Raw genomic sequence first — 20,549 nt, forward strand, 5'->3', positions numbered from 1 at the left:
GCGATAAGTTGAACTTATGAAAAATCTTACCCTGAAACAGCTACGTTATTTTGAAGCCCTGGCAAGGGATGGGCGCTTTCGGCGCGCTGCAGACGCCTGCGCCATCTCCCAGCCGGCGCTCTCCATGCAGATCAAAGAACTTGAGCAAGAGTTGGGCAACGAGCTCTTCGAACGCAGTGCCCGCGAGGTGAAACTCACCCCGTTCGGCCAGACCTTCGCGCTGAGGGTCCGCGATATCCTGCGGGCCGTCGACGAGCTAGGCGAACTGGCGCGCGCCTCGCGCGATTCCTCCCTTGCGCGGCTGCGGATCGGCATCATCCCGACGATCGCGCCCTATCTGCTGCCGGCGATTATAAACGATCTGAACAAATCCTTCGCCGGAATTCAGATCGAGGTGCGCGAGACGCAGACGGGCAAGCTGGTCCAGGAACTGGCGCGGGGCCAGCTCGATATGGCGATTGTCGCGCTGCCGGTGTCGGAGCCCTCGCTCACCGAACTCGAACTCTTCAGGGAGGAATTCGTGCTGGTCAGGCGCCACGAGGATGGGGAGAAGCCGGTGCCAGAGCGCGAGGCGCTGCGCGAAATGCGGCTGCTGCTGCTCGAAGAGGGCCACTGCTTCCGCGACCAGGCGCTCTCCTTCTGCAATATCGGCCCTGCCCGCCCGCGCGAGATCATGGAAGGCAGCTCGCTCTCCACCCTCGTCCAGATGGTCGGCGCCGGCATCGGCATCACCCTGATCCCGGAGATGGCGGTTCCCGTCGAAACGCGCTCGGCGCATGTCTCGATCTCCCGCTTCCCCTCGCCGCAGCCGTCGCGGACGATCGGCATGGTCTGGCGCAATTCGACGCCGATGGCGAGGCAGCTGCGGGAGGTCGCCGAGGCGGTACGCCGCTCTGCGGAGACGATGCGCGGGGTGATGGACGATGGCCGCCCGGTTGGTGCCTAAGACCCCTCCCCAACCCCTCCCCACATAGGGGGAGGGGTTAAGCTGTGGCACCGCCTCACAAAACAACAAGCCGGCTGCATATGCTGCGCTCAAGAGTGAATGCGGCGAGGGCCGCACGTTAAGCCCCTCCCCCTTGTGGGGAGGGGTTGGGGAGGGGTGAACGGCCCTCTCCTACGACCGCCGCTTGAACGTATGCTCCGCCGCCGGAAATTTCCGCGACCGCACCTCCTCGGCATAGGCGGCGGCGGCGTCGGCGACCCGCTTGCCGAGTTCGTCGTAGCGCTTGACGAAGCGCGGCTGGAAATCGTTGAAGAGGCCGAGGATATCGTCGGTGACCAGGATCTGGCCGTCGCAGGCCGAAGACGCGCCGATGCCGATGGTCGGTATGTGCATAGCCGTCGTCACCTCGCGGGCGAGCGGCTCCACCGTGCCCTCGACGACGACGGCGAAGGCGCCGGAGCCGCCGATCGCATGCGCGTCACGGCGGATCTTCGACGTCTCGTGTTCGGAATGGCCGACCGAGCGATAGCCACCCGCGGTGTGGACGAGCTGCGGCATCAGGCCGATATGGCCGAGCACGGGAATCCCGCGCTTGCTGAGGAAAGCGATGGTCTCGGCCATCTCCTCGCCGCCTTCCAGCTTGACGCCGTCGCAGCCGGTTTCCTGCATGATGCGCACGGCGTTGCGGAAGGCGAGCTCCTTTGATTCCTGATAGCTGCCGAAGGGCATGTCGACGATGACGCAGGCATTCGCGACGCCGCGCATCACCGCCTTGCCGTGCGCGATCATCATGTCGAGCGTGACGCCGATCGTGGTTTCCATGCCGTAGAGCACCATGCCGAGGGAATCCCCGACGAGCAGCAGGTCGCAATGCTCGTCGAGCAGCCGCGCCATCGGCGTCGTGTAGGCGGTGAGGCAGACGATCGGCTTGCCGCCCTTCATGGCCGCGATGCGCGTCGGCGTCAGGCGCTTCTGAAATATGGTGGCGCTCATTTCTTCACTCCCTTGCCCGGCTGGCCGGCAATCCTGCTGTCCCGGACGATTTTATTGTCGCGGCCGGTTCTATTGCCTGCGACCACCCTGTTGTCGAGGAGCCGCGTCGAGCCGACGCGCACGAAGAGCGCCACGACGACGGGCTCTTCGATCGAGGCGACCGGGGCAAGCGTTTCCGCATCCCTGACGGCGACGACCTCGGGCTTTGCCAGCGGCTCGCAGCTGAGAAAAGCCGTGAGTTTCGCTTCGAGTTCCCGAGCATCGCTCAGCCCCTCGGCGACCAGGCGCTCGGCCTCGTCGAGGGTCTGCGGGACGATCACCGCGGCGCGCCGTTCTTCGGGACTGAGATAGACATTGCGCGACGACAATGCGAGGCCGTCGCTGTCGCGCACGGTCGGCACCGCGATCACCCGCACCGGCATGGCGAGATCCTCCACCATGCGCCTGATGATGACGACCTGCTGGTAATCCTTCTCGCCGAAATAGGCGGTCTGCGGCTGCACGATGTTGAAAAGCTTGGAGACGACGGTGGCCACACCGGCGAAATGCCCGGGCCTGACTTCGCCTTCGAGTTCGCGGCCGAGATCGGGAACGTCGACCACCGTCTTCATCGGGCGGGGATACATGTCCTCGACGCCCGGGGCGAAGAGGAAATTGACGCCGGCCTGCCTGAGCATGGCCGCATCGCGTTCGAGGTCGCGCGGATATTTGCTGAGGTCTTCGGCCGGGCCGAACTGCAGCGGATTGACGAAGATCGAGACGACGACGATGTCGTTCTCGGCCCGGGCGCGCGCAACGAGCTTGATATGCCCGGCATGGAGATAGCCCATCGTCGGCACGAGGCCGACAGTGCGGCCCTGCCGCTTCAACGCGTCGAGCGTGTGGCGCAGCTCATCAATGCTCGCGAAAACCCGCATGTATCCTCCCCTGCGGCCGGTCACCTCATCTTGGGCGCGGATAAGAAGTGTAATCCGTGCGAGAGGTCAATGCATATTCCTCCATAATAACGATTAGATGGTGCGCCCGCCCGATAACGCCATGCTTTAAGCCGGGCTTTGCCGGCCAGAAGCGGCGTTTCGTCGCCGGGCTTGCGCGGGAGCCTCCATTGTGCGACCTGCGCCTGTAATTTACCCTCTCCGTCAAGATACCATCACAGTCGGTCGTTATGGAGGACGCATGGACAAACCCTGGAAGATCAGCCGCGGGCAGATTGCCGCGAGCGAGCTCGACGTGGAGAAGGCAAGCGCGATCAACACGCTGTTGATCCGGCCCGTCGGCGTGCTTCCGGCCAAGCCAGGCGATCCGGTCCTCCCCTTCGCCGTCGGCCTTTTCAATGAGCTGCGCGCGCTCCTGAAACCCGACGCCGGCGTCACGACGCTCCGGCGCGCCACCGCCGCCTATGTCCATTGCCGGCGCTATTATTTCGCCAGCGCCCAGCCCGATTCCATGCGTCACAACCTTGACGGCGAACCGGTCGAGCCGCTGTCTGAGGAAGACCGGCTGGTCGCGCAGAAACGGTTCCTCAGCCTCAAGCAGAGCGCCGCCAAGACTGAGACGCCCGAGAAGGAGGCGCCGGTTCCCCCTCCCCTGTTGAGCAAGAGCGAGCAGATCCGCGCGGCCCTCCTCGGCAAGAGAAATACCGCCAACAGGGCGGGATGACTCCGGTCCTGATGAGCTGACGACGTCCCTCGGCAATTCCCAGGGATAGAGGCTGCGCGGATGTTTACAGCGCAGGAGCGCAGCAGCACAGTGGGCATGGCCCGCTCGGAGAATTCGCGGATGGCTGATATCACGATGAAGGGCGGCAAACCGCGCCACGCCATTCCCGCCGGGGTGTGGGCGCTGGGCTTCGTCTCGCTGTTCATGGACGTCTCCTCGGAGATGATCCACGCCCTGCTGCCGGTCTATATGGTGACCGTGCTCGGCGCCTCGGCCCTTTCTGTCGGCATCATCGAAGGCATCGCCGAGGCGACGGCCGCCATCACCAAGGTATTCTCGGGCGCGATCAGCGACTGGTTCGGCAAGCGCAAGCTGCTGGTGCTTGCGGGCTACGGCATGGCGGCGCTGACCAAACCGGTCTTCCCGCTGGCGCCGTCGATCGACTGGCTGGTGGCCGCGCGCTTCGTCGACCGGGTGGGCAAAGGCATCCGGGGTGCGCCGCGCGATGCGCTGATCGCCGATATAACCGCGCCTGACATCCGCGGCGCTAGCTTCGGGCTGCGCCAGTCGCTCGATACGGTCGGCGCCTTTCTCGGGCCGGCTTTTGCTTTGGTGCTGATGTGGTGGACCGCCGACCGCTTCGACATTGTTTTCTGGATCGCCGTCATTCCGGCCTTCGTGTCGGTGGGCATCGTCCTGTTTCTCGTCCGGGAGCCGCCCAAGGTTGCGGCAAGCAATACCGCGCGCATTCCCTTGCGCAGACAGGATCTGCTCCGCCTTCCCCCTGCCTACTGGCTGGTCACCGCGGTGGCGGCAATTTTCACGCTGGCGCGGTTCAGCGAGGCGTTCCTGCTGCTCGATGCCGGGCGGCTCGGCCTGCCGGTCATGTGGGTGCCGCTCGTGCTCATCGGCATGAACCTCGTCTATGCCCTGTCCGCCTATCCGATCGGCATCCTTGCGGACCGGTTCGACCGGGTGACGTTGCTCTTGATCGGTATCGGCCTGCTGATCGCCGCCGATCTTGCGCTCGCCTTCCTGTCCGGCTTTCCCGGCCTTGCTCTCGGCGTGCTGCTATGGGGCCTGCACATGGGCTCCACGCAGGGCGTCTTCGCGGCGCTCGTTGCTGATGCCGCACCCACCGATCTGCGCGGCACGGCGTTCGGCGCCTTCAACCTCGTCTCGGGAGTTGCAGTGCTGCTTGCCAGCGTCATTGCCGGCGCCCTGTGGGAGGGGGCGGGCCCCGCCGTGACGTTCGTCGCCGGCGCTGCCTTCGCTGCGCTCGCGGGCGTCGCCCTCCTCATCGTGAAAGCGCCCATCTCGCAGAAGTCTTGAAGAGTATTGTGCTTGAACGACCAATGAACGCTTCAATCTGATTGTATTTCCGGGGCGCAACTATTTTCTCTGCAACGTCAGGTAGTTAATACTTTCCAGCATTACTCAAGTATTTCTTGCTTTACAGAGCTTTAACGCAATTACGCTAATTTTAGCTTCAGCTTTTAAATCTTGCTGGACGTGCTAAACCGATGCGTTTTCTGGTTGCAGTTTCCCTATTTGCAATAGCCGCAGTCCAGCCAGGTGCTGCCGGCGATCTTTCCGCCTACAAGCGACCTTTGACGGTCCCTTTTGAGAAGGTGACGGCCTATTCGCCGCAATTGGCGACGCTCGGCAAGATGCTGTTCTTCGACCCGAGGCTTTCCGGCAACAAGAACATGACCTGCGCCAGCTGTCATAATCCTTCCTTCGGCTTCGAGACGCCTGTCAAAACGCCGATCGGCGCGGCCAATACCGCGCTCGGGCGCCAGGCGCCGACGGTACTGAACGTCGCCTGGGTATCGCCTTTCTTCTGGGATGGCCGCGCGCCGAACCTGGAGGAGCAGGCGGCGGGCCCAATCACCGCATCGGCCGAAATGAACGGCAAGCTCGAAACCGCCGTGACCGAAATGCAGGGCATACCCGACTACAAGAAGTGGTTCGGCGAAGTCTTTCCCGACAAGGGCATTTCAAGGGAGACGATCCTGACGGCGATCGCCACCTATGAGCGGACGGTGGTTTCCAACTGGTCCCCCTTCGACCGCTGGGTCGACGGCGACGAGAAGGCCGTCTCCGACAGCGCCAAGCGCGGCTTCGATCTCTTCACCGGCAGCGCCGGCTGTTCCGCCTGCCATTCGGGCTGGAACTTTACCGACAACAAGTTTCACGACATCGGTATGCCGGACGAGGATCTCGGTCGCTTCAAGATCGATGCGAGCAGCCCGAACAACCAGCATGCCTTCAAGACGCCGGGCCTGCGCAACACGCTTTATCGCGGCCCCTATATGCACGACGGCAGCCTGAAGAGCATGGACGAGGTGATCGCCCACTACGAAAGCGGCGGCGTCAGCCGTCCCTCGCTCGATCCCGCGATGACGGCCTTCCTGCTGACGGACGAAGACCGCAACGACCTGATCGCCTTTCTGGGAACCCTGACCGCCGAAAAGCAGGACATTCCCCTGCCGACGCTGCCGAACTGAGGTGCATGCCATGAAACTTTCCATACGCATGCAGATCCTCGTGCCGATGGTGGCGACGATCGTCGTCGGTTTCGGCAGCGCCTTCCTGATCGGCTATCAGGCGGTCACCGGCCAAGCCCGGGTTGCCGCGGTGGTGCAGGAGGCGGTGAACGCCAAGCTGGCCTCGGCCCATATCGAACAGCAGTTCCGGCAGGCGACGTCGGTCGTCGACCGGGTGCTGTCGATGACGAATTTCGTACCGGCGTCCGAGGTCAAGGCCGCGTTCGACGAAAGCAATGGCGCGCTGTCGCAATCGCTCGACGAGCTTGGCCGCATCGATCTCGCGACTTCGCTGACCGAGGGCGTGCGCTCGCTGCGCGAGGCGCATGGCGCCTGGGAAAAGGACGTCAAGGTCAGCCTCGGCCTGCAACAGGCCGACGAAGTGCCGACCGCCGAGAAGCTCGCGCGCTCGCAGCAGGCGATCCTGACCGGCATCACAGCCGTCAACACCATCGTCGACAAGATCGCGACCGAGAGCGTCACTGAGGCCGGCAGCGCGCTGGAAACGAAGATCGAAACCGAACTAGCGCTCGCGGGCCTTGCCGCCATCATCGGCCTCGGCATTCTCATCGCCATCGCCCGGCATGTGTCGCGCCCGATCCAGCGCATCACCCACTCCATGCAGGAACTGGCCGCCGGCGAGACGGATAAGGCGATCCCCTATGCGGGACGCGGCGACGAGATCGGCCTGATGGCGGGCTCGGTTGAGGTCTTCCGCCAGAACGCCATCGCCCGCATCCGGCTTGAAAGCCAGGCCGAGGAAAACCGGCGTCTGGCCGAAGCAAACCGGCTCGCCGACCAGGAGCAGGCGGAGCGAAGTGCGGCGGCGCGGCTGAAGGTCGCCACATCTGGCCTTGCCACCGGCCTGAAACGGCTTGCCGAGGGCGATCTCGCCTTCAAGCTTACGGATCGGTTCGCGCCGGAATTCGAACCGCTCCGGCAGGATTTCAACGCCTCGGTGGAGCAGCTCGGCGGCACGCTGCTGTCCGTGTCCGAAAGCGTGTCGATCATCAATTCCCGCACCCGTGAGATCAACAACGGCTCCAACGAGCTTTCCGGCCGCACCGAGCGGCAGGCGGCGACGCTCGAAGAGACCGCCGCCGCGCTGGATGCCGTGACCGCCAAGGTGACCGAAGCCTTCAAGATCGCCGAAGAGGCGCGCAATGTTGCCGACAACGCCAATCGCAGCGCCATGGCCTCGGGCAAGGTGGTGGCCCAGACGGTCGACGCCATGAGTCAGATCGAGGAATCCTCCAAGCAGATCAACAATATCATCAGCGTCATCGACCAGATCGCCTTCCAGACCAACCTGCTGGCGCTGAATGCCGGCGTCGAAGCTGCGCGTGCCGGCGAGGCCGGTAAGGGTTTTGCCGTCGTCGCCCAGGAAGTGCGCGAGCTTGCCCAGCGCTCGGCCCAGGCCGCCCGGGAGATCAAGGAATTGATCGGACGGGCATCCGCCAAGGTCGCGAGCGGCGTCGAACTGGTCAATCACACCGGTGCCGCTCTCGGCGACATCGGCCGCTTCATCGTCGATATCAACCAGCGCATGGAAGCGCTGGCCGGCTCGGCGCGCGAACAGGCCACCAGCCTGTCGGAAGTCAATTCGGCCATGGGCCAGCTCGATCAGGTGACCCAGCAGAACGCCGCAATGGTGGAGGAAACCACCGCCGCCAGCGTCACGCTCGCCGGCGAAGCCGAACGCCTGCGCGAACTGGTCACCCAGTTCGAACTGGGCAGGCCGGAGCCCGGCGCGCGAAGCTATCGCGACGCCGCCTGAGCGGGGCATGATCATGTACCTGCCCCGCTGGTAAGCAGGCTCTTCGCACGCGAAAGCGCCATCAGCATCGGACTGAGCGCAAACTCGCCCCGTCGAGCGCGTCGCGTGAGGTCCCTGAGATAGGCTCCGGCGGAGTGGATGCAGCCTCCCCTTTGCAGGATGCAGGCCATGACGGTGGCGGCGTTTTCCGGTCCCATCACGCTTGCCGCCTCCTCATAAGTCGATGGGCTGACGCCGAGCATCGAGCGCACAATGACCGCGGCCGTTATGAGATCCCGCCAGCTGCCGATTGAGCCGCCCGGCCCATAGTCGGCGATGTCGGGGCAGGCCTGAAGCACCATGGAGAGCGGGAAGGATTTCAGTTTCCCGACGCTCGTGCGGATGGAGAAGCTTGATCCATCCCGACCATTCCCTGGCGTCTCCACCGGCTCGCGTTCCGGCTCCTTCCTCGGCCCGCAATCCCCGCTTAGCCCCTCCCCCGTCTCCAAGCCCGGTTCAGATTCAGATATGGATTCAGGGTGAGAATTCTGTATGTGGCGCCCAATCTGGGATTCATTGGCGCTCGTCATCTGCATTTTCTCATGCAGTTCCAACAGGTTGACGATACCCTGACGGATCGTCTCGAGATCTTCGATGATCGGCGCGAGGTTTTCGATCGTTGCGGCCCTCGGAATGCGCTGCAGGATCGCCTGGTAGATCGAAGACATACGCTCCCAGTCGCCGGGAACGGCTTCCCAGACGGCCGCGGAGATGAGCTTGGCAATGTCGCGCCGGCAGATCGTCACCCGCTCCTTCATCCCGCGCAGCATCTGCCGGTCGGCGGCGATCCTTGCCGCCATCGTCTCGATCTCGACCGCGCGGGCGAGAAGCGGGGCGAGGCTGAAGCCGTAGGCCTCGTCGATCCCGCCTTCCCTGCCGCGGCGGACATAGCGTTTGCCGTTCGGGCTGTCCTTGCGCGAGATGAGGCCGGCCTCGACGAGCACGGCGAGATGCCGGCGCAATGTCGCGGCCGCCATGCCGCGGGCTCTGAGCGAAAGCTGCGCATTCGAGGGAAAGACCACGAGCGCCTTTTCACTCGACAGCTCGTCGTCGGGAAAAAACGTCAGCAGCGCATCGAGCACGGTGAGCGCCCGGTCGGTCACGTCGAGCCCTGCCCGGGCCTCGCAGACCGATCGGAACAGTTTCCATTTGTTGCGTGTCGTCCCGGCCTCGATCGCTTCGCCTCGCCGCTGTTTCAACAGCATGGCAAGCGACATCGGCCGCCGCCCAAAGGGCGTCGTCACATACTCACTCTCCATTTCCTTCACCTCTAATCAGGCAAAAGAAATCCGCTCACCGAAACGATGCGAGGGTTGAGAGTGCTGCAACGTTATTTGTGCGCCTGAAAGGACGCGCGGCGCTACAGGACTCTTGACGGGGATTCGTGAAAATGCGATTCTCTGTCTTGCTAAGGATATGAGAAGGGCTTCCACGACTCGTTCGTTTGGGGGCCTTTTTCTTTTGCGGTTTCAGTCTCCTTGTTTGCCCTCCTCGGCGAGGAATTGCTCATAGAGCGCATCCAGCCTGCTGGAGAGAAATTCTCCGAAACGGCCGGCATTCCTCGCCTTCATCGAGAGAGAAAACGCCTTGCCGTCATTCTTCATTTCTGCCTGGACCGCCTTGTCCCGCGGCTGCCATGTGTCCTTCCTTGCTGCGACCGTCTTCTTGACCGGCCGCGCACTTTTGTTCAGCGCCGCGTAAAGCGCTTCGAAACGTTTGTCGGAAGGTAGCTGATGAAAGTTGTCGTCTTGCAGGACTTCAGCGACGTTTGCCGTATTCGATGCCTTGCCGGCGAGCAGTGACAGCGCCACCCAGCGCTCGCGGCCGACGCCGGGCGCTGCTCCGATCGCCCGGACGACCTCCGGCGAGATGCGTTCCATGACCGACATCATCTTGGAGACCGATGCCGCATTGGCGGCAAGTGCTGTCGAGATCACCTCCCTGTCGTAGCCGAGTTCCTCCAGCCGCCCGGCAAAGAGCGCCCGCTCGATGAAGGTGAGATCGGCCCGGGCCGAATTTTCCTGCCCCTGGGCGATCACATGGGTGCGATCATCCATCGTCTTGACGACGGCCCTGACATTGCGGCCGAGCTCGCGGGCCGCGCGCAGCCTGCGATGGCCAAAGACGACCTGGTAGCGTCCGTCGATCTTGCCGTGGGGACGCACCAGGATCGGCGTATCCTGCCCGCGGGCGCGGATCGCCTCGACCAGCGCGCGGAAGTCATCGTCGTCTTCCGACAGACGGTCCTGGACGAAGGAGGCTTCCACGGCATCGGGGTCGAGATCGACGACCGCCTCGCCCTCCAGGAATTTTTCCGCCTGCTTGGCGAGCTCATCCAGCGAGCGGACGAGCGACCGGCCCGCGCCGCGCATGGGATAGTTCGAGGCCGCGCTCTCGTCGGGCATGCCGGCCAGCCCTTCCAGCAGATTCTTTCGTGCCATCACGTCCTCCGATCGGCAGTGAACCAATTGATTCGGTTTGTGGAAACCGCGAAATTGTCAGCCGACAAATTCACCGCCCCCAAGCCTGATGAATGAGATCTGCGATCTCCGCATTGACGGCGTCCATCGCCTCCAGCGCCCGGTCATAGGTTCCCCGGTTCATCGAAGCGCGCTCGACCTCGTAAAGCGTCTGTTTGGTGATCCCGGCATCCGAGATCGCCGTCGATTTGACCATCTGGTTCTTCAGCATGAACTCGTGGAACATCGTCGACATGAAGCCGACCATCTGCGCCTGCGGCACGTCGGTCGGCTCGTAGCGGGTGATCAGATAGCGGTACCAGGAGAGGTTCACTTCGGCGCCGGCGGCGCGGATCGGCTTCAGGATGCCGCCGAGCATGAGAAGGAACTGTCCCATCGACATCACGTCGAGCATCTGCGGATGGATGGTGATCAGCACGCTGGTCGCCGCCGTTAGCGCCGTCAGCGTGAGGTAGCCGAGCTGCGGCGGGCAATCGATGACGACGACATCGTAGCGGTCGTCCACTTCGGCCAGCGCGCGCGAGATGCGGGTGAAGAAGGTCTTGCCGTCATTGGTCGATTTGTCGGCCATGGCGAGCGGCGTATCGTATTCATATTCCTGCAGGTCGAGATTGGCCGGCACGATATCGAGGCCGGGGAAATTCGTCTTGTGAATGATCTCCGAAAGCTTCTTCTTCTCGCCGTCGTAACGGATCGCTTCATAAAGGGACGAGGCCTGGTCGAACTCCGGCTGGAAGCCGTGAAGGGAGGAGAGCGACGCCTGCGGATCGAGATCGACGGCAAGCACGCGGTGGCCGGTCAGCGCCAGGTGCTGGGCGAGATGGGCTGATGTCGTCGTCTTGCCCGAGCCGCCCTTGAAGTTGACGACGGCGATCACCTGCAGCTTTTCATGGTCGCGACGATGGGGAACATACATGCGGCTTTCGGAGCGGCCGTGCGCATCGAGATAGCGCCTCAACTCCAGCATCTGCGCGGCGCTGTAGGAGCGCCGCCCGGAAGGCGAGGTCTGCGGGCAGGGGCCTTTCCCTTCAAGATGCAGTTTCTTCAGCGTGCTCTGCGAGGCCCCGACATAATTGGCGACCTCGGCCAGAGAAAAGTTGCGCAGCGTCTTCTTCGCATTGGGCGGGAAGCGCTGCACGCTGAGCAGATGCAGCTTCTTCGAAATCACGTCGCCCTGCTCGAGAATCTGATCCTCGAAATGCAACGGCGCCTCTTTCAAGGCGTTCAAATAAGCGTTCATCGGCAGCAATCTCTCGGATAACGATTTTCGGGATCAAAAGCCCCTCTAACCGTTATTATCCGCGATTCTCCGATGCCGGCCAAGAATTTTAAGGTTAACGGATATTAACCTTTTCTGCCCGTTCAAACACTTGGCCGTGCTGCATAATGTCTGGAAGGACCGGGAGTTTTGGGCCGGGGGCGCGGCGAACGCGCCCCCGGCGCGCCCGGCCGAAGGGGAGGGGGCATTCGGCGGGCTTAGAGCGGCGCTTCGCCTGATGTGATGCGCTGTTCGTCCGCGCCGAACAGGTGAACGGTGTCGTGGCCGGGCGCGATCCGCAGGACGTCGCCGGGGGCGGCCCGGATCCGCTCGCGGAAGACGCAGGTCAGCGTCTGGGCTCCCAGCCGGACGAGGACGAGGGTTTCAGAGCCGGTGGGCTCGACCACGATTGTCGTCACCTCGATGCCGTTCGGGTCGAGCATGATATGTTCGGGACGGATGCCGTAGGTCACGGCATCCCTAGGCCGGCGCTCGCTCGGCAGCAGCAGGCCGTCCTCGGTCCGGAAGCCGTCTTCGGTCATGGTGCCCTGGATGAAATTCATTGCCGGCGAGCCGATGAAGCCGGCGACGAAGAGGTTGTTCGGGCGATCATAGAGTTCCAACGGCGAACCGGACTGCTCGATCAGCCCGTCCTTCATCACGACGATCTTGTCGGCCATGGTCATGGCCTCGATCTGGTCGTGGGTGACGTAGATCGTCGTCGTCTGCAGCCGCTGGTGCAGCTCCTTGATCTCCGAGCGCATCTGCACCCTGAGCTTGGCGTCGAGGTTCGACAGGGGCTCGTCGAAGAGGAAGACGGCCGGGTCGCGCACGATCGCCCGGCCCATGGCGACGCGCTGCCGCTGGCCGCCCGAGAGCTGTTTCGGATAGCGTTCCAGCAGGCTTTCCAAGCCGAGGATCTTCGCCGCATTGCCGACGCGCTGGTCGATCTCCGATCTCGGCATGCGTTTCAGCCGCAGCGAAAAGCCCATGTTCTTGGCGACCGTCATGTGCGGATAGAGCGCGTAGTTCTGGAACACCATGGCGATGTCGCGATCCTTCGGCGCCAGCTCGTTGACGATGTGCTTGCCGATCTGGATCTTCCCCGAGGTGATGCCCTCGAGGCCGGCGATCATTCTGAGAAGCGTCGATTTCCCGCAGCCGGAAGGGCCGACCAGGACGACGAATTCGCCGTCGCCGATATCGACCGATACGCCTTTGATCGCTTTGAACGCGCCGTAATCCTTGCGCGCATTGTTGACCGAAACATGAGCCATGGCAGTCCTCCCGAAATCGCCGTCAAAGTCCGTTCAGGACATTTTTCAAATAATCGAGGCCGAGGCGCTCGCCCTCCTTGCGCGCAGAGAGGTCCTTGCCCGGCCAGCCGTAGGCGGCATCTTCATGCTCGATCGACAGCGTGCCGGCAAAGCCGGCATTGCGCGCCTGCCGCAGGAAGCGCGGCCAGTCGAGAAGGCCGAGGCCGGGCAGCTTGTATTGCCACCAGCCCTTGCCGTGATAGCCGAGCGCTTGCAGAGCCTCCCCATCGATCGCCGTATCCTTGGCGTGAAGAATGGCGACGCGATCCTTGACCGCCTCCATCGCAAGGTAGGGATCGACGCCGATGCGGATGAGATGCGAGGGATCGAATTCGAGGCCGAAGCGGCGATCTTCGATCCGGCGGAAAAGCTCCTGCCATCCCTTCGGCGTCGTGCCGATAAAATTATCCTTGGGTCCCGGCCAGTTCTCGATCGCAAAGGTGAGGCCGCTTGGTTGCGTTTCCGCAATCAGCCCGTTCGCGAAGTCGGCGAAGTCGTCGTAATTGGCCTCGTCGCTTGCCGTATCGTCCCGGCCGGGGAAGATCACGAAGATCGGAACGCCGGCGCCGCCGATCGCCCTGGCAAATTCCGCCGTCCTTGCCCGAAGCTCAAGGCGCCTGTCGCGGTCGGCGTCAAGCTGATTGCCGAAATAGGTGATGGAGGAGACGAAGAGGCCGCGGCTCCTGGCAAGAGAGACGGCGTCCTCCACCCGGTCGGGCGTCCTGATATGGCCGCCGACATCGATCTCGATCGCGTCGAACCTCGCCGATGCTGCGAAATCCACCAGTTCCTCCAGCGGGCGGTCATTGAATGTCGAGGTATAGAAGCCGATCTTCACCATATCCTCCGGGGCCTTGCGGCCGTTTCAATTGTTCAGCCGATCCATGAATTTCAGCGGCGAGCGCGTGCGCTGCTCGACATCGGCCGATGCGAGCATCAGGGCTGCCGCCATTGGCATGGCCGCAGCCCCCATGGCCGAGGCATCTTCGCCGATCGAGGCGCGATGGAGCGAGGGCAGGTTCGTATCCTCGGGGTCGAGATGCTCGTGTACATAACGCAGCAATTCATCGACAATGCGGATCGGCAGCCTGCCGCCGACGAGCACCGCGTCGGGATCGACGATCATGGCGATATGTTTGACGGCGACCGCCAGATGCGCACTCATCTCCTTCAGCCATTGCGAAACCAGGCGCTTGCCGCGCGCATCGAGCGTCAGAAGATCCTGCGGAAGACTGACCTCGATGCCGTGCCGGGCCAGGAAATCATAGAGGAAGAACAACGAGAATATTTCGCCGAGAAGCTGGACCTTGTGCGCCTCCCCGTCGCCATCGGCGATGGGAAGCCAGCCGATTTCGCCGCTGAGGCCCATGGCGCCGCGGTGGCCGTTGCCGCCGAGAACGAGGCCGCCGCCCGGGCAGGCATTGACGGCGATGTAGAAGAAGCTGCTGCTTTCGGCGCCCAGGCCGTAATCGAGCTCGGCAAGGGCTGCGGCATTGGCCTCGTTTTCGATGAAGACGGGATGCGGCGTCAGGTTCTCGAGCGCGGCGCGCACGTCGAATTCAGTCCATTCCTGATAGGCCTCGGGTTTGCCGAGCAGCGAGATCTCGCCGAGCCAGTCCGGCATCGCCAGGCCAATGCCGGCAAGATGCGCATCGTCGATCAGCCGGCTGCGCTGGAAATGCGAGATCGCATCGGCCGTCAGCTGCAGGAATTCCGCCGGCAGGATGAAGCGCTTCTCATGATGCACCCGGGCGCGCACATTGCCGACGGCATCGACGGCCAGAATCGTCAGATGGTCGCGGTCGATGTTGATGCCGATGGCGAAATAGGCGTCCGGATTGATTTCGAGTTCGATCGCCGGCTGGCCTCTGAGCCCATGGCGCCGGCGGGCCTCCATGATCAGGCCCTCATCCAGCAGGCGATCGACGATGCGGGCGATCGCCGGTTTGGTAAAGCCCGTCCGCCTTGCGATCTCTGCGCGCGAAATTGGCGCCTGGCGGTGGATGCAGCGCAGGACGACGGCCCTGTTGTGCTCGCCTGCATCCTCGACATTGGAGCCAGTCAGATCGGGGGAGAGCCTGGCGCCTTGCGTCTGGTTCATCGGTCGAAATCCTTCATCGCGCATGGAGACTTAAACCGACCGTCATCCCTTCACCGCGCCGCTGGTCATCGCGCCGAGGATCAGCCTCTGGAGCGACAGGAAGGCCACGATCGCCGGAACGACCGAGATCAGGCAGGCGGCGGCAAGCAACTGGATGGACGAGTCGGTCTGCATCCCGCGGAAGTTAAAGATTCCGACGCCGATCGGCATCAGGTCATTTTTCGTGAGCAGCAGGAAAGGCACCAGGAATTGCGACCAGCCGGCAATGACGGTGATGATGAAGACGGAGGCGATGCCCGGCGCCGACAGGGGAAGGATGATGCGCCAGAAGACCGAGAACCGGTTGCAGCCGTCGATCATCGCCGCTTCGTCGAGGCTGCGCGGAATGCCGTCGACGGTGCTCTTCAGCAGCCAGGTCGCCAAGGGAACGCCGAGCGCGATATAGACCATGACGACGGCGAAATGCGTGTCCAGCAGGCCGAGGCGATTCATGTAGCGGTAGAGCGGCACCATGATGACCAGCGGCGAGATCATCTGGAAGAGAAGCAGCGCCATCATCGACAGGCCCTTGCCGCGGAATTGAAAGCGGGAAAAAGCGTAAGCGGCGGGCAACGCAACGATCAGCACGCCGAAGCCGCTGAGCGCCGCAAGCTTGAGCCCGTTCCAGAGATAGATCGGAAAATAGCTGTTGTTGAGGACGGTGATGAAATTCTGGATCGTAGGATTGTCGGGAATATAGCGGGCGGCGCCGCGATAGACCTCGCGTTTGTCACGCAGCGCCATCGACAGGAGATAGCTAAGGGGGCCGGCGAAGAAGATGAACATCGCCAGCATGAAGAGATAGCTGAAGGCATCGCCGAGCCGCGTTCCGGTGCGTCCGCTCATTGCTCTTCCTCCTTCGGCAGGAACGACGCGTAGACGAAGGCAAGCCCGAGGCTGATGAGCAGCATCAGCACGGAAAGCACGCTGCCGCCTGAAAGGTCGTAGTTTCGGAAAACGATGTTGAAGACGTAGAGCGAGATCACCTCGGTCGCGCGTCCCGGTCCGCCGCCCGTCAGCGTGATGATCGCATCGAAGGTGTTCACCGTCTGGATGGTGATCAGGATCATGTTGACGAGGATGGCAGCGCGCAGCTGCGGAAGGGTCACGAAGAAGAACTGCTGCGATGCCGTGGCGCCATCGACCTCGGCCGCTTCGTAGAGCGAGGGATCGATCGCCTTCAGCGCCGCATACATGACGACCATCGAAAAGGCGGTGCCGCGCCAGATGTTCGAGATCAGCGTCGACCAGGGCGCCATTGCGGGGTCCGAAAGCCAGGCAACGGTCGGCATGTGCATCAGCCTCAAAATGCTGTTCAGTGCACCGTAAGGCGCTTCGGAAAACAGCATCTGCCAGATGATGCCGCCGGCAATGCCCGGCACCACCCAGGCGATGAGCGCCGTCGTCCGCAGGATCGTGGTGCCGAACAGGCCGCGCTTTTCGCCGCGGATGACGGTGACGGCGACCGCAATGCCGAGGATCTGTTGGCCGATGACGCTGCCGCCGACGAAGATCAGGGTCGCCCAGAGAATATCGGGCAGCTGCGGTGAGCTCAGCGCATTGGCGATCGACCCCAGCGTATAGTCCTGATTGTCGCCGATCAGCGTCGCATTGGTGAAGGAGAGCCGGAAAACGTCGATGACGGGATAGAGATAGAATATCCCGATCACCACGATCACGGGCATGATCCAGGGCAGGGGGGCGCCGGCGAACCGGCGCATGAACGTTCTGCTTTGAGGCGGGCTGTCAGCCTCGATGGCAATAGGGCTCATTAGCTTCTCTGTCCGGGTTTGGCACTGTCGACGGCGCCTCAAGGGCAGGCGCCGCCGCGGTTGCAAGGGTCATGGACGCCCGGGATCAGAGACGCTTGTAAGCCTCCATCGCCGCGCTGAATGCGGCATCGAGAGCTTCTTCCGGTTTCTTGGTTCCCGAGAGCACGTCGCCCATCATGATCTGGATCTGGTTTGATATTTCGGGATAGATCGGCACGCCGGGGCGCGCCTGTCCGTCGACCAGAGCCTTGGCGAAGGTCTTGTTGGCTTCGGTGGAGAAGACCTCATACTTGTCGAAGAGCGACTTGCGGGTCGGCAGCTGCTGCTGCAGTGCGTTTGCCGGTCCCATATAGACTTCGCGCGCCAGGTTGGCGCACATCTCGACCTTATCCTTGTCCTTGCTGAAGGACGCGATCGTCCAGCCGCCGGTGCCTGTCGACTTCTGGTCGGCCGAGGGGCCGGGGATCGGCGAGAAGGTCCAGTTCTTGAAGTCGCCTTCGTCGAGCGTCGCCTTCAGCTGCGCATATTGCCAGTTGCCGCCGATGAAGAGCGCCGTCGTCGCCGCCGCGGCCGCGGCGTTCATGTCGTCGTAGTTGGCGATCGTGGTGACGCGCTTGGGCGCGGCACCGGAATCGACGAGATCCTTGAAGTAGTTCAGCGCCTTCAGGAATTTTTCCTTGTTCTCGCCTTCGCCGAACACCGGTTTGCCCGAGTCGTCGACGAGCTTGCCGCCGAGCGCCCAATAGTTGGCCAGCCAGTCGAAGGTCGTGCCTTCCCAGCGCCCGCCGTTGAAGAGAACGCCTTCCATGCCTTCCTTGGTGGAGGCAAGCGCTGCCTTCTTCAGGTCGTCCCAGGTCTGGGGTGCATCTGCGACAACCGATTTGTTGCGGTAGAGCACGCGAAGGTCCGTATCCCACCACCAGGCGCGCACCGTCTTGTCCTTGTCGGTGATGCCGCTGCGGATGAAGGGGAAGAGATCGTCCACTTCTTCCTTGGAGAAATACGGCGTGAAATCAGCCAGCACATGATTGACCATGAACTGCGAGAGCACGAAGGAGTCGACGGCGGCGCAATCAGGGGCGTTGCCGGCCTTCGCCTGCTCCAGCATCTTGGCCTGTTCGGTGCCGATGTCGGAGGACATGAATTGCATCTGCAATTTCCAGTCCGGGTGCTTCTTGATGAAGTCGACGAAAAGCTTCTGGTAGCCCTCGGCGATATTGGGGTCCGAATTGTTCGGGCTGTCGTTCGTCAGGCGGACGACGAGGGTCTTTGGCGCATCGGCAAGGCCGATCCGGTCTTTGGTGGCGAGTTCCTGGGCAAAAACGGCGGATGCTGAAAATAAAATAGTGCTCAGCGTCAATGCGCTGACGGTCGCGCTCTTCATCTGGGTCTCCTCCCCATTTTGAACGAATACAGCCTGGCGGTCGGTTGACCTCTCCTCATTTCCGTGCTGCATTAATTAGATTAAGTTACTTTGATTTGATGTCAAGCCACAGCTTTGGGAGGCGAAAGCCTGGGAGGTTGAGATGCTGGCGACATTCAACAGCAGCTAGCGCGCATCCGCCTTTTCGAAAGGGATGCGCGTCAAATTAAATGCCGAATGAAAGTGACGGAGCGCGCCTCACGGAGGCCCGGCGCATCCAACTGCGATTTTCCTGAAGAAGAGCGTGAGCCGATCGCGGATGGCCGCATGGTGTCGCTCTGGTTTCAGCCCGGCCGCCACGGCAGCCGGAAACTCGAATTCCATGGAGGAGAAGATGCGTCTACTCATTCTCGGCACCGGCGGCATGGCCAACCAGCACGCAGCGCGCTTCAAGGCGATCGAGGGCGTCAGCGTCGTCGGCGGCGTTGACGTCGTCCCTGAAAGGCTTGCCGCCTTCTGCACCGAACACGGCATCGCCAATCATTTTGCCTCGCTCGAGGAGGCGCTCGCCTGGGGCGAGTTCGATGCGGTGGCGAACGTCACGCCTGACAGCATCCACCACCCGACGACGCTTCAGGCGATCGCCGCCGGCAAGCATGTCTTCTGCGAAAAGCCGCTCGCCACCGATGCCGTCAAAGCCATGGAAATGACCGAAGCGATCGAGCGGGCGGGTAAGGTCGGCATGGTCAACTTCACCTATCGCAATTCGCCGGCGCTGCAGAAAGGCCGGCAGATGGTGCTCGCCGGCGAAATCGGCGCGGTGCGCCATGTCGAGGCCTCCCATCTGCAGAGCTGGCTGGTCGGCCGCCACTGGGGCGACTGGAAGAGCGAGAGCAAATGGCTGTGGCGGCTGAGCAAAAAGCACGGGTCGAACGGCGCGCTCGGCGACATCGGCATCCACATCGTCGATTTCGCTTCCTACGGCTCCGGCCTCGACGTCGCCCATGTCTTCGCGCGGCTGAAGACCTTCAACAAGGCGCCGGGCGATAGGATCGGCGAATATGATCTCGATGCCAATGACAGCTTCACGATGAATGTCGATTTCACCAACGGAGCGATCGGCACGATCCAGGCGACGCGCACGGCCGCCGGCCAGATGGATCAGCTGCGTCTCCGGGTCTATGGCGAAACCGGCTCGGTCGAGATGATCTACGATACCGGAACATCGACGTTGCGCGCCTGTCTCGGCGAAGACGTGCACACGGCGACCTGGCGCGACCTGCCTTTCGATCCCGTCGAGACGAACTACCAGCGTTTCGTCCAGGCGGTCCGGGCGGGCAAGACCCAGGAACCGTCCTTCCGCCGCGCCGCCAATATCCAGAAGGTGCTCGACAAGGCGATCGCCTCCGACCTCAGCCACGCCGACGAGGCGCTGGGGACGTAGAAGGTTGGTGCCATCGATCTCAGATCGAGCTCGATGAAGATGAAGAAATCAGCATCGCCCTTCGTCTCCATGTCCGCTGGCCAACGCGTAATCTCTGTCGTCGCGCTCCTTAGAAATTGTCTTGTCTTCACCTCGACCGATCTCGGCCGACCTTAAACCACGACCATCGCGTCGTGGCCGGGTGCGCCTTCCGGGCTCATATAAGTAGCAAGCCCGAGCGTGTTTGATTTGCAAGGGCCAGCTTCTTCGGAGGCAGTGAAAACCTCGATTGCACCGAGACAGTTCCGCCACAAAAAGGCGGTCCGCCGGAGGCCGCGCTTTTGCTTATCTGCCGCGCAAGGACATGGACTGCTGCACCTTTTCGATCAGCAATCTGTGTAGGGGATTGCCCTCGATCATGCCGATGCCAACGACGTAGCCGCCCGGAGCTGGAAAACGATCCTTGGCTGGATCTCGGAGTTATCGACGAGAACCGCTTCATCTGCCAGCGCCAGAGCCTGCGGCAGATGTGCCAGCGATCCCTTGTATCGACGCCGGATAGCGTCCTCGGGGATGTCATGGCCGCCGAGAGCTACCCGGAATTTCACACGCTCGATGTTCCGTTCGACCGTATCCAGGGCGACGTAATACAGATCGACATTGAATCCTGCGGCCTTGGCCTCGCTCATCAGCCGGATCGATTGCTTGCTGCTTAGCGTGGTTTCGAAGATGAAGGTTCTTGCTTGGCGATCTTCTCTGCGGTCAGCTTCAGAGCGAGTTCGCCTGCCTGTCGTTCGATGGTCTTCGCACCCGGCGCCAGCGTCTTTGCAAGCT

18 protein-coding genes are annotated in these 20,549 nt (G+C 62.6%); 6 read left to right on the plus strand and 12 right to left on the minus strand.

Annotated features, from left to right (window positions below):
* Positions 1 to 16: 16 nt before the first annotated feature.
* On the plus strand, positions 17 to 946 hold the full coding sequence (locus EFB14_RS19770; RefSeq protein WP_126828209.1) for a hydrogen peroxide-inducible genes activator: 930 nt from the start codon (positions 17 to 19) through the stop codon (positions 944 to 946).
* Between the two features lie 171 nt (positions 947 to 1,117).
* Here the strand turns inward: EFB14_RS19770 and panB are convergent, their stop codons facing one another.
* Entirely contained in the window at positions 1,118 to 1,939 is an 822-nt protein-coding gene (gene panB, locus EFB14_RS19775; RefSeq protein ID WP_125848955.1) for a 3-methyl-2-oxobutanoate hydroxymethyltransferase, read from the minus strand.
* Entirely contained in the window at positions 1,936 to 2,856 is a 921-nt protein-coding gene (panC, locus tag EFB14_RS19780; RefSeq protein ID WP_126828211.1) for a pantoate--beta-alanine ligase, read from the minus strand. Before panC ends, panB begins: the two co-directional genes overlap by 4 nt.
* A 259-nt stretch (positions 2,857 to 3,115) precedes the next feature.
* Here panC and EFB14_RS19785 point away from each other — a divergent pair, with 259 nt between their 5' ends.
* The 4 genes from EFB14_RS19785 to EFB14_RS19800 all read left to right on the plus strand — a co-directional run bounded on the left by EFB14_RS19785 (position 3,116) and on the right by EFB14_RS19800 (position 7,924).
* On the plus strand, positions 3,116 to 3,598 hold the full coding sequence (locus EFB14_RS19785; RefSeq protein ID WP_126828213.1) for a ProQ/FINO family protein: 483 nt from the start codon (positions 3,116 to 3,118) through the stop codon (positions 3,596 to 3,598).
* 120 nt (positions 3,599 to 3,718) lie between these two features.
* The gene (locus EFB14_RS19790; RefSeq protein WP_126828215.1) at positions 3,719 to 4,930 is read left to right on the plus strand and encodes an MFS transporter; all 1,212 of its coding nucleotides are present in this window, start codon (positions 3,719 to 3,721) and stop codon (positions 4,928 to 4,930) included.
* Positions 4,931 to 5,121: 191 nt separating this feature from the next.
* Positions 5,122 to 6,108 (plus strand): cytochrome-c peroxidase, encoded by a 987-nt coding sequence (locus EFB14_RS19795; RefSeq protein WP_125848947.1) that lies wholly within the window; start codon positions 5,122 to 5,124, stop codon positions 6,106 to 6,108.
* A 10-nt stretch (positions 6,109 to 6,118) separates the two neighbouring features.
* Positions 6,119 to 7,924 (plus strand): methyl-accepting chemotaxis protein, encoded by a 1,806-nt coding sequence (locus EFB14_RS19800; RefSeq protein WP_126828217.1) that lies wholly within the window; start codon positions 6,119 to 6,121, stop codon positions 7,922 to 7,924.
* A gap of 11 nt (positions 7,925 to 7,935) precedes the next feature.
* Here the strand turns inward: EFB14_RS19800 and repC are convergent, their stop codons facing one another.
* The 9 genes from repC to EFB14_RS19845 all read right to left on the minus strand — a co-directional run bounded on the left by repC (position 7,936) and on the right by EFB14_RS19845 (position 18,313).
* Positions 7,936 to 9,222 carry a plasmid replication protein RepC gene (gene repC / locus EFB14_RS19805; protein WP_126828219.1) on the minus strand — a complete coding sequence of 429 codons (1,287 nt, stop codon included), beginning with the start codon at positions 9,220 to 9,222 and terminating at the stop codon, positions 7,936 to 7,938.
* 210 nt (positions 9,223 to 9,432) lie between these two features.
* Positions 9,433 to 10,404: a plasmid partitioning protein RepB gene (gene repB, locus EFB14_RS19810; protein WP_126828221.1), complete on the minus strand. Its 972-nt coding sequence runs from the start codon at positions 10,402 to 10,404 to the stop codon at positions 9,433 to 9,435.
* A 70-nt stretch (positions 10,405 to 10,474) separates the two neighbouring features.
* Positions 10,475 to 11,683: a plasmid partitioning protein RepA gene (gene repA / locus EFB14_RS19815; RefSeq protein WP_126828223.1), complete on the minus strand. Its 1,209-nt coding sequence runs from the start codon at positions 11,681 to 11,683 to the stop codon at positions 10,475 to 10,477.
* A gap of 236 nt (positions 11,684 to 11,919) precedes the next feature.
* A complete protein-coding gene (locus EFB14_RS19820; protein WP_126828225.1) occupies positions 11,920 to 12,978 on the minus strand; it encodes an ABC transporter ATP-binding protein in 1,059 nt (352 codons plus the stop codon).
* 22 nt (positions 12,979 to 13,000) lie between these two features.
* Positions 13,001 to 13,855 (minus strand): sugar phosphate isomerase/epimerase family protein, encoded by an 855-nt coding sequence (locus tag EFB14_RS19825; protein ID WP_126828499.1) that lies wholly within the window; start codon positions 13,853 to 13,855, stop codon positions 13,001 to 13,003.
* A 27-nt stretch (positions 13,856 to 13,882) separates the two neighbouring features.
* Positions 13,883 to 15,118, minus strand: a complete 1,236-nt coding sequence (locus tag EFB14_RS19830) for an ROK family transcriptional regulator (RefSeq protein WP_125848930.1) — start codon at positions 15,116 to 15,118, stop codon at positions 13,883 to 13,885.
* Between the two features lie 42 nt (positions 15,119 to 15,160).
* A complete protein-coding gene (locus EFB14_RS19835) occupies positions 15,161 to 16,003 on the minus strand; it encodes a carbohydrate ABC transporter permease (protein ID WP_125848928.1) in 843 nt (280 codons plus the stop codon).
* Positions 16,000 to 16,929 (minus strand): carbohydrate ABC transporter permease, encoded by a 930-nt coding sequence (locus tag EFB14_RS19840; protein WP_125848926.1) that lies wholly within the window; start codon positions 16,927 to 16,929, stop codon positions 16,000 to 16,002. The genes EFB14_RS19835 and EFB14_RS19840 overlap by 4 nt, the downstream gene beginning before the upstream one ends.
* 85 nt (positions 16,930 to 17,014) lie before the next feature.
* Positions 17,015 to 18,313 carry a type 2 periplasmic-binding domain-containing protein gene (locus tag EFB14_RS19845; RefSeq protein ID WP_126828227.1) on the minus strand — a complete coding sequence of 433 codons (1,299 nt, stop codon included), beginning with the start codon at positions 18,311 to 18,313 and terminating at the stop codon, positions 17,015 to 17,017.
* 373 nt (positions 18,314 to 18,686) lie between these two features.
* Here EFB14_RS19845 and EFB14_RS19850 point away from each other — a divergent pair, with 373 nt between their 5' ends.
* On the plus strand, positions 18,687 to 19,736 hold the full coding sequence (locus EFB14_RS19850; protein WP_125848921.1) for a Gfo/Idh/MocA family protein: 1,050 nt from the start codon (positions 18,687 to 18,689) through the stop codon (positions 19,734 to 19,736).
* A gap of 395 nt (positions 19,737 to 20,131) precedes the next feature.
* Here EFB14_RS19850 and EFB14_RS33455 read toward each other — a convergent pair whose 3' ends face one another.
* Positions 20,132 to 20,404: a hypothetical protein gene (locus EFB14_RS33455; RefSeq protein WP_245438260.1), complete on the minus strand. Its 273-nt coding sequence runs from the start codon at positions 20,402 to 20,404 to the stop codon at positions 20,132 to 20,134.
* Between the last annotated feature and the right edge of the window lie 145 nt (positions 20,405 to 20,549).

Source organism: Rhizobium fabae, assembly GCF_003985135.1.
In the GTDB taxonomy this organism is placed as follows: domain Bacteria; phylum Pseudomonadota; class Alphaproteobacteria; order Rhizobiales; family Rhizobiaceae; genus Rhizobium; species Rhizobium pisi.